The sequence below is a fragment of the Cellulomonas palmilytica genome, assembly GCF_021590045.1.
Lineage (GTDB): Bacteria > Actinomycetota > Actinomycetes > Actinomycetales > Cellulomonadaceae > Cellulomonas > Cellulomonas palmilytica.
Genome location: NZ_CP062221.1, coordinates 1461259 through 1472884, shown reverse-complemented (window position 1 = coordinate 1472884; position 11626 = coordinate 1461259). Strand labels below are relative to the sequence as shown.

The following is an 11626-nucleotide window of genomic DNA, read 5'->3' as shown; positions in this document are numbered from 1 at the left end:
GACGATGCACGCATGGACCGACCGCAGCTCGCCGACTTCCTGCGCGCGCGACGCACCGCCCTGCAACCCGAGGACGTCGGTCTGCCTCGCGGGCAGCGTCGCCGCACCGCCGGGCTGCGCCGCGAGGAGGTCGCCGCCCTGTGCGGCATGTCCGCCGACTACTACGGACGGCTCGAGCAGGGCCGTGGCCCGCAGCCGTCGGAGCCGATGCTCGCCGCGATCGCACGCGGCCTGCACCTCACGCTCGCGGAGCGGGACCACCTGTTCCGCCTCGCGGGTCACCACGCCCCCGACCGCGCGAGCCGCGCCGACCACGTCGCACCCGCCGTGCAGCGCATCCTCGACCGGTTGCAGGACACCCCGGCGATGGTCGTCACCGAGACGGGCGAGACCTTGGTGCAGACGCCCGCCGCGATGGCGCTGCTCGGCGACCAGACCCGTTTCGCCGGCCCCGCGCGTTCGACGGTGTTCCGCTGGTTCACGGACCCGGCGTCCCGCGACGTCTACCCGCCCGAGGACCACGACGAGCGTGCCGCGACGTTCGTCGCGGAACTCCGCGCCGCCTACGCGCGCGGCGGCCCGGGCTCCCGCGCCGCGCGCCTCGTCGACGCGCTCCTCGACCGTGGCGGCGAGCCCGGCGAGGAGTTCGCCGCCCTGTGGGCGCGGCACGAGGTGGAGGACAAGCGCGGCCGTACCAAGCGCATGCAGCACCCCGACCTCGGCGTGCTGACCCTGGACTGCCAGACCCTCCTCGACACCGACACGGGCCAGCGTCTCCTCGTCTTCACCGCGACGCCCGGCACACCCGACGCCGACAAGCTCGCCCTCCTCACCGTCCTCGGCCCCCGCCAGACGACCGCGGCGCCCTGACTTACTCGCTCAGCGTCGAGCACGTCGCAGGTAGCCGGGGCTGCGCGGGTCCCAGACCGCGAGCGCCAGCCCGATCACCGCGACGATCGCCGCGACGACGAGCTGCTCGGTCGACGCGGTCTCACGGAACGACATCGACCACGGTGCCCACTCCGAGCTCTCGCCGGGCGTGACCATCGCCGCCGCGAGCGCCACCACCGCGGGGATGAACACGTACACGGGTCCGGCGAGCGCGCCGACCGCCGCGCAGATCCCGCTCAGCAGCAGGAGGTTGCGCAGGCACGCCGCCAGCGGCAGTGCCGTGCCGAGCCGCGACCCGAGCAGCACGATCCCCCAGCTGACGATCAGCGTCAGCGCGTAGCACGCCGCCCGCACCGTGAGGACCCGTCCGTTGCGGAACACGATCGGTATGGGTGCGATGCCCTGGGAGATCCCCACCGCCACGGCCATGAGCAGCGGCACGGCGACGAGCACCCGCAGCTGAGGGTTCAGCTCGAGCGGACCGAAGTGCGAGATCCGCCCGTCCGGGAACGCCACGGTCAGCACCACCGCGAGCGCCAGCACGGGCACGGTCGAGTACCACCCCGTCGAGGCGAGCACCGCCCGCACCAGCCGCAGCGCCCGGACGCCCCGAGCCGCGGTCATCGGAACGGGTACGTGCATGTCCGGAACTCCCTCATCAGTCGGTCCACCTCGTCGGGCTCCAAGGTCCTGTACGCCTCTCGCTCCGCCACGAGCGCTGGATCGACGAGCTCGAGCCACGTGCTCTCCACGTTGTACGACTCGGCAGAGAAGGCGTCCGACATCGGCTCCTCACCGCCTCGCTCGTCGCAGTACGACGGATCGACCAGATCCAGGACAAGCGTGCTGGGTGTGACGGGTGCGCCGCTGAGCGGCTCGTCGATGAGGAGCGACGCCCCGTACCACTCGATGTCACCACCGGTCACCTCACGCACCTCCGCCGGTACGAGCGAGTCGTATCCAGCGCCGCGCGCGGCATCGAACAGCCTGGCGAGCTGCGCGTTGACGGCCACTAGATAGATCCCGACGAGCGCGACGACCGCCGCGATGACACCCCCGAGCACCGGCGGGAGAATCCGGCCGATCGTCACCCCGATCACGGCGAACAACGTCAGCATGAGCAGCTGGACAGCGACTGCCAGCAGCACCCGGGGATCCATCGCTGGCGGTAGCTCGACCAGCGCCGCGACGAGGATCGCGGCGACGTAGGTCCCGCCGACGCACACGGCGTACGCGAGCGCGACCGCTGCGCCCGGGGACCGCCACCAGCGTGCCCCTTCGAGATGCCGGGTGCCGACCCCCAGTCGCGCCACGTCGACAGCCGCCGTTCCTGCGATCACGGGAGCGAGCGCGATGTGACCGATCGGGATCCAGTCCACGATCCACAGCAGGTCCGCCCGCCACGGTGCCCCACGCATGGCGAGGACGGCCGCGCACACGCTCGCGACGACGAGCATCGTCCAGGGAAGGACGCCGTTGCGCAGCACGAACCGCACGGGTCCGAGGAGGACCCATGGCGGGTCGCCCCGTCCCGTCGCTGGGGTCGACGGGTGGCCGGACCGCCGCTGACATCTCAGCCGATGCCGCCGGGGCGCCCGTCATGCCGGCACCCGTTGCAGCCGACCGGCGCCGCGGCGAGCTCAGAAGGAGTGTGTGCACGTGCGGAGCTCCGTCACGATCCTGGACACCTCAGCCGGTTCCAACGGTTGGTACGTCCATCCCCAGTCGACCGTGAGCGCAGGGTCGACGAGCTCCATCCACGTGCCCATCACGTTGCTGACGTCGTTCGTGTACCGATCAGAGGGCGGCTCCGGTCGTCCGAGCTGCTCGCAGTGCAGGGGCTCGACCAGCTCCTGGATGAGCCCTCGAACGTCGACGGGCGCCCCGCTGAGCGGCTCGTCGATCGTGAGCAGTGCTCCGCGCCAGTCGCTCACACCGCTGACGGGCACCTCGCGCACCTCGGGTGGCACGAGCGCGCCGTACCCGGCGTCTCTCGCGGCGACGAACATCCCGCGTAGGTGGCCGTTCACCTCGTCCTGAACACGAGCGTGCTCGGGATACAGGCACACCCTCACTCCCTCGACGTCGGAGCAGAGGTCGGGCGGCGAACCGGTGTACGTCAGGCGACTGCTCGGACCCGTCGTGCCGGCGATCGCGACCAGCGCGATAGCCAGGACGAGTGCCGCATGCTCTGCAGAGCGGCGCCACCGGCCCCACACTCCCGGCCGCCACATGAGACCCCCCAGGACCAGTGCGGTCAAGAGCACGGCCTGGGCCCCGAGGTAGGTGACGTCGTAGCTGCGCCCGACTCTGGACAGCAGAGACGAGCCGGCGTAGAGCAGTGCGATGTGCTCGGTGCGGGCCGACGTCAGGTAGATGGCGAGCAGCGCGACCAAGGCGCCGATGATCCCCCCGAGGACAGGGTTGACGAGGCGGCCGACTGCCGTTCCGACAGTGGCGAGAAAGGCCAGCATGAGAAGCTGCACGGCTACCGCGAGCAGAACTCGCGGATCGAAAGCGGGCGGCAGGTCCACGACGACGGCAACAACGATCGCAAGCGCGTAGACGGCGCTGATCCCCGCGCTGTACGCGAGCACGACTGCAGCCCCAGGCGACCGCCACCATCTGGAGTCCTCGAGGTGACGTGTGCCGACGCTCAGCCGTGCGGCGTCGATCGCAGCCGAGCCTGCGACGACGGGCGCGATCGCGAGGTGCCCGATCGGGACCCAGTCGACGATCCACAGGAGGTCTGCCCGCCAGGGAGCGCCATGCATGGCCAGCACCCCGGCACAGATGGCAGCGACGATCAGCATCGCCCAGGGAAGCAGACCGTTCCGGGCGACGAACCAGAGTGCGCCGCGCGTGCTCGTCGCGAGTCGCACGGGTCGGTCACCGCGTTCCGTGGCGAGGGGTGGCGGCGCGAGAGTGAGCGCCACGGACACGTCCTTGCTCATGCCGGCACCCGCGCCCCGAGGACGGACAGAAAGCCGCGTTCGACGGCCTCCGACGTCACACCGTCGTGCCCTCCGCGCTCTGCGAGCGCCATGACGGTGCCCTGAAAGACCTCTGTGCCCTCGGCGAGAATCACCACACGCTCCGCCACGGCCGCCACGTCTTCGGCGAGGTGCGTCGAGACGATGACCGAACGGTCACGCCCGAGAGTCGCGATGAGATCGCGCAGCTCCATGCGTTGCACCGGGTCGAGCCCGACCGTCGGTTCGTCGAGCACGACCACGCTCGGAGATCCGAGCAGAGCCTGTGCGACGCCGACCCTCCGCCGCATCCCGCCCGACAGTGCACCGAAGCGCCAGCCTGCACGGTCCTCGAGGCCGACCGCTCGCAGGGCGGTCGCGACGTCTCCATCAGCGATCGGGCTCCGACGACTGCTTCGGCACCAGGCCACGAACCTCAAGTAGTCCACGACGCGCACCCGGCGTGGTGCGTCGAAGTCCTGTGGCAGGTATCCGGGTACGGCCCCGACCCCCCGTCCCTCGCGGACATCGACGCGCCCCCGAGCGGGCGCCAGGACGCCGACGACGGCGCCCATGAGCGTCGACTTGCCCGCTCCGTTCGCACCGAGCAGCGCCGTGACCCCTACCGGGAACTCCGCGTTCACAGGTCCGAGCTCGAACCTGCCTCGTCGGACGATCACGTCCTCGAGCACGACCATCTCGACTCCCCCCCACGTCGTGCGGTGGCGTCCGCCGGACGCCACCGCACGACCCTTGCGACTAGTAGTTGAGGTACGCGTACAGCGACTTGCCCGACGAACAGACGTCCGGACGCGACGGGATGTTCAGGCAGCTCTTGACCCACGCGTCGATGCGGACGGTGACCGGCTTCGCCGTGACCGAGTACGTGTGGAGGTCGCGCTCGCCGAGCCCTTGACCGCCAGCCAGTTCCCGTACGTCTTGCCCGTGCTGCCGTAGCCCTTGGCGACCTGCGGAGCAGCCTTGGTCGCGTAGCCGACCGCCACCGCGCCGGCGGCCGGCCCGCAGACGGCGATGCCGACGACGACGGCGATCACCGCCATCACTCGGCGCCGCTTGGACATAGGTGTACCCATGTGTTCCCCCTGCCTGTCCTTCGATGGGAGCAGCGCAGCTCTGCGCCGCTCGCCGGTGGGAACGATCCCATCCGGCCGACTCGAAAACTAGTCACAGCCCGACAAACGGGACGGCAACGTCGTCGCTATCTGTGGATAACCAGGCGACAGGCGTCACCTCGCGGACGCGAGAGCACGGCACAGGACCCCGCCCACACGGGTGAAAGCGCGGGAGCCGTCTGCCTCGGGCGCGGACCGCGGGTGTTGGCTGGGCAGCGTCATGCAACGGCGCGTGGATGGAGCAGCCCGATGAAGTTCGAGATCGTCAAGAGCGACAACGGCAAGTGGTTCTTCCGGATCGTCGCGCAGAACGGCAACGTCCTCGCCCACAGCCAGCAGTACACGGAGAAGGCGTCGGCGAAGTCGACGGTCGAGTCGATCAAGAAGAACGCGGCGGACGCCGCCGTCGTCGAGGCGTGACCCCACCTGCGCGCCCGGACCCCCTCCCGGGCGCGCAGGCGCGGTCGCATGACGGCCCGGTCAGCGGGTCGTGCCCACCTTCGCGGCGGCGGAGACGTCGTTGAGGACCACCGCGTCGATGAGCTGACGGCACCAGGTCAGGACGTCGCGGCCGTGCAGCGGCTTGCCGCCGATGCGTGCGGTCGTCGGGAACGGGACGAGCACGGTGCGCAGCGCGGGCTTGAGCACCGACCCCGGGTAGAGGCGCTTGAGCCGCAGCTGCGCGGACTCGGGCAGCTCGACGGGCGCGAAGCGCACGAACTTGCCCTGCGCGGTGATGTCCGACAGACCCGCTCGTCGGGCGTGCTGGCGGAACTGCGCGACCTCGAACAGGTTGTCGACGGCCTCGGGCACGGGCCCGTAGCGGTCGACGAGCTCGGCGTGGACCTCGCGCAGCGCGGTGTCGTCGGCGGCGACGGCGATCTTGCGGTACGCCTCGAGGCGCAGGCGCTCGTGCGCGATGTAGTCGTGCGGGATGTGCGCGTCGACGGGCAGCTCGATGGTGACGTCGGGCAGCTCCTCGGGCACGTCGTCGCGGAACGCGGCGACGGCCTCGCCGACCATCCGGATGTACAGGTCGAAGCCGACGCCCTCGATGTGCCCGGACTGCTCGCCGCCGAGCAGGTTCCCGGCGCCGCGGATCTCGAGGTCCTTCATGGCCACCGCCATGCCGGCGCCGAGGTCGGTGTTCGCGGCGATGGTCTGCAGCCGGTCGTGCGCGGTCTCGGTGAGCGGCTTCTCCGGCGGGTACAGGAAGTAGGCGTAGGCGCGTTCACGGCCACGGCCGACGCGGCCGCGCAGCTGGTGCAGCTGGGACAGGCCGAGGCGGTCGGCGCTCTCAAGGATGAGGGTGTTCGCGTTGGAGATGTCGAGGCCGGTCTCGACGATCGTCGTGCAGACCAGGACGTCGAACCTCTTCTCCCAGAAGTCGACGATGACGCGCTCGAGCTGGTGCTCGCCCATCTTCCCGTGCGCGACGGCGATGCGGGCCTCGGGCACGAGCTCGTTGAGCCGGGACGCGACCCGTTCGATGGACTCGACGCGGTTGTGCACGTAGAACACCTGGCCCTCGCGCAGCAGCTCACGTCGGATGGCCGCGGAGATCTGCTTCTCCTCGTACGGTCCGACGAACGTGAGCACGGGGTGCCGCTCCTCCGGCGGGGTCGCGAGCGTGGACATCTCGCGGATGCCGGTGACGGCCATCTCGAGCGTGCGCGGGATCGGGGTGGCGGACATCGCGAGGACGTCGACGTTGGTGCGCAGCGCCTTGAGCGTCTCCTTGTGCTCGACGCCGAACCGCTGCTCCTCGTCGATGACGACGAGCCCGAGGTCCTTGAACCGCACGCCGCCGGTGATGAGGCGGTGCGTGCCGATGACGACGTCGACGGACCCGTCGGCCAGGCCGTCGAGGATCTCCTTGCTCTCCTTGGCGGTCTGGAACCGCGACAGGGCCTTCACGGTCACGGGGTACGGCGAGTACCGCTCGGCGAACGTGTCGTAGTGCTGCTGGACGAGCAGGGTCGTCGGGACGAGTACGGCGACCTGCTTGCCGTCCTGCACGGCCTTGAACGCGGCGCGCACGGCGATCTCGGTCTTGCCGTAGCCGACGTCGCCGCACACGAGCCGGTCCATGGGGATCGGTTTCTCCATGTCGGCCTTGACCTCGTCGATCGTGGCGAGCTGGTCCGGGGTCTCGACGTACGCGAACGCGTCCTCGAGCTCGCGCTGCCACGGGGTGTCCGCGCCGAACGCGTGCCCGGGCGTCGCCATGCGCGCCGAGTACAGGCGGATGAGCTCGGACGCGATCTCCTTGACGGCCTTGCGCGCACGGCCCTTGGTCTTGGCCCAGTCCGCGCCGCCCATGCGGTTGAGGCTGGGCGCCTCGCCTCCGACGTACTTGGTGACCTGGTCGAGCTGGTCGGTGGGCACGTACAGGCGGTCGCCGGGCTGCCCGCGCTTGGACGACGCGTACTCGATGACGAGGTACTCGCGCGTCGCGGCGGCCGCGCCGGAGCCGATGGTGCGCTGCACGAGCTCGACGAACCGCCCGACGCCGTGCTGCTCGTGCACGACGAAGTCGCCCGCGCGCAGCTGGAGCGGGTCGACGACGTTGCGGCGCCGGCTCGGCATGCGGCGCATGTCGCGCGTGGACGAGCCCGCGCGCCCGGTGAGGTCCGCCTCGGAGAACACCGCGAGGCGCTGGGCCTCGGCGACGAAGCCGGGTCCGACGGGCGCGGGCGTGACGAGCACGACGCCGCCGGACGGCTCGGAGTCGATGGTCGCGACGAGCCGCGCGGGGCAGTCGGCGGCCTTGAGCTGCTCGACCATGCGCTGCGCGGGGCCGTGCCCCTCGGTCGCGAGCACGAGCCGCCAGCCGGCGCGCTGCAGCTCGCGCACGTCGGCGACGGCGCGCGCGACCTCGCCGCGGTAGCGCTCGACCTCGCGGGCGGCGACGACGAGCGTCTCCACGCCGTCGGTGTCGCGCACGGGTGCGGCGGCGCTCTCGTCGTCGGCCCCCGCGTCGAGCGTGAAGCCGGACAGCGTCCACCAGCCCAGCCCGCGCACCTGCGAGAGCGCGCGGACCTCCGCGAACGTCGCGAACGACGCGGCGGACAGGTCGAGCGGCGTCGCGGCACCGGCCGCGGCCGACGTCCACGCGGCCTCGAGGAACTCCTGCGTGGTAGCGACGAGGTCGTGCGCGCGCCGCCGGATGCGCTCGGGGTCGGCGAGCACCAGCAGCGCGTCGTCGGGCACGAGGTCCAGCACCGGGACCATGCGGTCGACCAGCACGGGCGCGAGGGACTCCATGCCCTCGACCGCGATGCCCGCCGCGAGCTTGTCGAGCATGTCGATCGCACCCGGCAGCTGCGGCACGAGCGAGGCCGCCCGCTCCCGCACCGCGTCGGTCAGCAGGATCTCGCGGCACGGCGGGGCCCACAGGCCGTGGTCCGCGACCTCGAGCGAGCGCTGGTCCGCCACGGAGAACCAGCGGATCTCCTCGACCTCCTCGCCCCACAGCTCGACGCGCAGCGGGTGCGACTCGGTCGGCGGGAACACGTCGACGATCCCGCCGCGCACGGCGAACTCCCCGCGCTTCTCGACCATGTCCACGCGGCTGTACGCGGCGTCCGCGAGCCGCTGCGTGAGGTCGTCCATGTCGACCGTGTCGCCGACCGCGACCTCGACGGGCCGCAGCTCGCCGAGCCCGTCGACGACGGGCTGCAGGAGCGCGCGCACGGGCACGACGAGCACGCGGATCGGCCCCGCGGGGCCTCGCTCGGGCGTCGGGTTCGCGAGCCGGCGGAACACCGCGAGGCGCCGCGCGACGGTGTCGGCTCGCGGCGACAGCCGCTCGTGCGGCAGCGTCTCCCACGCGGGCAGCACCGCGACGTCGTCGTCCGGCAGGTAGCAGCGCAGCGCGTCGGCGAGCTCGTCGGCGTCGCGTCCCGTCGCGGTCGTCACGACGAGCGGACGCCCGGCCACGTGCCCGCCCGCGCCGGCGAGCGCCGCGAGCAGCGGGGGCCGGATGCCCGCCGGTCCGACGACGTCGACCTCGCCCCGCGCGGGCACGGCCTCGAGAGCCGCGGCGGCGGCCGGGTCGGCGAGCAGGGCGGGCAGCAGTCCGGTGAGGTCCATGGGTCCTTCACGTTCGTCGGGCGGGCAGCGGTCGCGGGGCTCCTCGGGAGTGCCGCGGGCAGCACGAGCACCCCTGCTCCGGCGACGACGAGGGCGCGGGACCGGGCGAACCGGTCGGCGCGCACCGCTGCCACGCGGGGTCAGGGGGCGTCGTCAGTGTACGAGCCGCGACCGACACCGTCCCGGGTGCGGACGTGCGTCAGGCGCCGCGACCGGAGTCCACGGGCGCCGGGCGTCCCGGCGCGCGCGCGTCGACCGCGGCCAGCCGCTCCTCCCACCGGCGCGGCATCGCGAACGCCGGGACGAGCGCGTGCGCGTGCCGCGCCCCCGCGTGCACCGTGAGGCTCAGCACGACGACGAGCGTGGTGACGACCGGCGGGTACAGCAACGACCCGACGGTCGTCGCCGTGACGTCGCGCGCGAGCCCGCCCGCGTACGCGAGCAGCAGCGCGAGCCACAGCGGGTGCAGCACGTAGATCGGCAGCGTCTGGCGCCCGAGGAGGAGGCCGAGCCGACGCAGCGGCTCCCACCGGACCGCGAGGACGACGACGAGCACCGCGAGCACCAGGAACGCCAGGCACCGCACGACGAACACCACGGCCTCGGCGAGCTCCACCCCCTCGGCGAGCCGCCCCGACGCGGTGGCGGCGACAGCGAGGCCCGCCGCGAGGAGCAGCGCGCCCCACGACGCCCGCTCGCCCAGCCGGCGCAGCGGGCCGGCGCCGTACACGCCGACGGCGAAGAACAGGAACATCTCCGGCACCTTGGCCCACATCTGGTCCGACGACGTCAGGACGTGCGTCGCCAGGCACAGCGCGACGAGCCCCGACAGCACGGCCCACGGGGGCACGCGGTGCAACGCCCCGAGCACCGCGATGTACACGGCGAGCGCGAACACGTACCAGAGCGTCGTCTCCGGAACGACGAGCTGGCGCAGCAGGTCACCGACGCCGTCGACCCGGTGCGGCAGGCTCGGGTCCCGCACCACCGCGTAGAACACGGCGTACAGCAGCAGCCACACGACGTACAGGTAGTAGTTGCGCGCGACGCGCAGCGTCAGGCCGCCCGGCCGCCACCCGAGCCGCACCCGACGCGCGACGACGAGGCCGGAGACGGCCAGGAGCACCGGCATGCGCGCGCTGCCGAGCACCCCGTACACCCGGCCCCACACCGACTCCCCGGCGTCCGCGGTGGGTGCGTCCACGGCGAGCAGGTGCCAGAGCACGACGTGCGCGAGCACGACGGCGACCACGGAGTACCCGCGGACCGCGTCGACCCACTCGAGCCGACCGACCATGGGAGCGGTGCGCGCCGGGGCGACGTCTCGCGCGGCCAGCGCGCTCACCCCCCGGGCCGGGTCGCGGCACGCGACGCGCGTGCGGCCCGCCGCCGTGCGGCGACGTCGAACCACGCGGGCGGCTCGTACAGCCACCCGGCGCCGACGCGCTTCGCGCCGCGTTCGAGGGCGAGCGTCGCGACGATCGCGGCGGCGGCGAGCAGCGGGGGGCCGAGCACCGCGACGGCGGGCGAGTCGACCGCGCCCCAGCTCTTGAGCAGCGCGGCGGTCACGATGATGAGCGGCGTGTGCGCGAGGTAGACCGGCAGGGTCCGTGCGCCCAGGTCCCGGAGCACGTGCGACCGGGACAGCGCCCGGCTGACCGCGATCCCGGCGGCGACCCCCAGGACGCAGTTCACGAAGTACAGCCCGGGTGCCTCACGCAGGTCCGCGGCCCACAGCCCGAACGCGACCGCCGCCCACAGCGCGACGACGCCGACCATCGGCAGCACGCGCGCCTCGGAGCCGCGCCGCAGCACCACGTCGCGCAGGTGGAGGCCGACGAGGAAGAACACGTAGTACTTGACCGAGCCGTTCCACCCGGGGCTCGCTGTCTCCCACCCGGACAGCGCGATCGCGGAGCCGACGGCGGCGACGCCGATCTGGACGGCCACGGGCACCCGGCGCGTCAGCTTGGCGACGACGAAGAACAGCGCGAGCGCCCAGATGAACCACAGCTCGAGCCGCGGGACGAACGGCGAGAGCACGTACGGCTGCAGCACGTTCGACAGGAACGAGCCGGTCCCCCGCATGCGCACGCCCACGTAGTACGCGAGCGAGCCGACCGCACCCCACACGAGGAAGACCCACAGGTACAGCCGGATCTTGGAGTGCCACAGCGCGGTCCACGCGCCGCGCACCCACTTGCCCGCGAACAGCCCGGCGAGCGTGAAGAACAGCGGCATCCGCAGCGACGAGACGACGACGTTCGCCTCGACCCAGGGCCTGACGTGCGCGCCCGCGCCGAGCAGCCAGTTCGACGAGTGGAACAGCACGACGAGCGAGATCGCGATGCCGCGGCCGGTGTCGACCCACTCGACGCGCGGACGGCGGGGCCGCGGGGCGTCGGGCACCGCCTCACCCTCCGCAGCGGCCTGCACGGGAGCCGGTGCCGTCGCCTCGACGACACCCGGCTTCGCGGGCCCCGAGGGCGGTCCAGCGCTGCGCATGCGAGCGAGTCTATGCGGGCAGAACGGGCG

At 72.5% G+C, this 11626-nt stretch carries 10 protein-coding genes; 2 read left to right on the top strand and 8 right to left on the bottom strand.

Features of this window, described 5'->3' with window-relative positions:
• Positions 1-12 precede the first annotated feature (12 nt).
• Entirely contained in the window at positions 13-870 is an 858-nt protein-coding gene (locus F1D97_RS06865) for a helix-turn-helix transcriptional regulator (RefSeq protein ID WP_236123114.1), read from the top strand.
• Between the two features lie 9 nt (positions 871-879).
• Here F1D97_RS06865 and F1D97_RS06860 read toward each other — a convergent pair whose 3' ends face one another.
• The 5 genes from F1D97_RS06860 to F1D97_RS06840 form a co-directional block, all read right to left on the bottom strand.
• The gene (locus F1D97_RS06860) at positions 880-1515 is read right to left on the bottom strand and encodes a hypothetical protein (RefSeq protein ID WP_236123113.1); all 636 of its coding nucleotides are present in this window, start codon (positions 1513-1515) and stop codon (positions 880-882) included.
• Positions 1512-2387 carry a hypothetical protein gene (locus tag F1D97_RS06855; RefSeq protein WP_236123112.1) on the bottom strand — a complete coding sequence of 292 codons (876 nt, stop codon included), beginning with the start codon at positions 2385-2387 and terminating at the stop codon, positions 1512-1514. Before F1D97_RS06855 ends, F1D97_RS06860 begins: the two co-directional genes overlap by 4 nt.
• Positions 2388-2531: 144 nt before the next feature.
• Positions 2532-3845: a hypothetical protein gene (locus F1D97_RS06850; protein ID WP_236123111.1), complete on the bottom strand. Its 1314-nt coding sequence runs from the start codon at positions 3843-3845 to the stop codon at positions 2532-2534.
• A complete protein-coding gene (locus F1D97_RS06845; RefSeq protein WP_236123110.1) occupies positions 3842-4561 on the bottom strand; it encodes an ATP-binding cassette domain-containing protein in 720 nt (239 codons plus the stop codon). The genes F1D97_RS06850 and F1D97_RS06845 overlap by 4 nt, the downstream gene beginning before the upstream one ends.
• Positions 4562-4687: 126 nt before the next feature.
• Positions 4688-4945 (bottom strand): hypothetical protein, encoded by a 258-nt coding sequence (locus tag F1D97_RS06840; protein ID WP_236123109.1) that lies wholly within the window; start codon positions 4943-4945, stop codon positions 4688-4690.
• A gap of 300 nt (positions 4946-5245) precedes the next feature.
• Between F1D97_RS06840 and F1D97_RS06835 the strand changes: the two genes are divergently transcribed.
• The gene (locus F1D97_RS06835; RefSeq protein ID WP_094181986.1) at positions 5246-5416 is read left to right on the top strand and encodes a YegP family protein; all 171 of its coding nucleotides are present in this window, start codon (positions 5246-5248) and stop codon (positions 5414-5416) included.
• Between the two features lie 60 nt (positions 5417-5476).
• Here F1D97_RS06835 and mfd read toward each other — a convergent pair whose 3' ends face one another.
• The 3 genes from mfd to F1D97_RS06820 all read right to left on the bottom strand — a co-directional run bounded on the left by mfd (position 5477) and on the right by F1D97_RS06820 (position 11596).
• Complete coding sequence (gene mfd / locus F1D97_RS06830; protein WP_236123108.1) at positions 5477-9091, bottom strand: transcription-repair coupling factor; 3615 nt, start codon at positions 9089-9091, stop codon at positions 5477-5479.
• 199 nt (positions 9092-9290) lie between these two features.
• Entirely contained in the window at positions 9291-10502 is a 1212-nt protein-coding gene (locus F1D97_RS06825) for an acyltransferase family protein (RefSeq protein WP_236123107.1), read from the bottom strand.
• Positions 10433-11596 (bottom strand): acyltransferase family protein, encoded by a 1164-nt coding sequence (locus tag F1D97_RS06820; protein WP_094181983.1) that lies wholly within the window; start codon positions 11594-11596, stop codon positions 10433-10435. The genes F1D97_RS06825 and F1D97_RS06820 overlap by 70 nt, the downstream gene beginning before the upstream one ends.
• Positions 11597-11626: the final 30 nt, after the last annotated feature.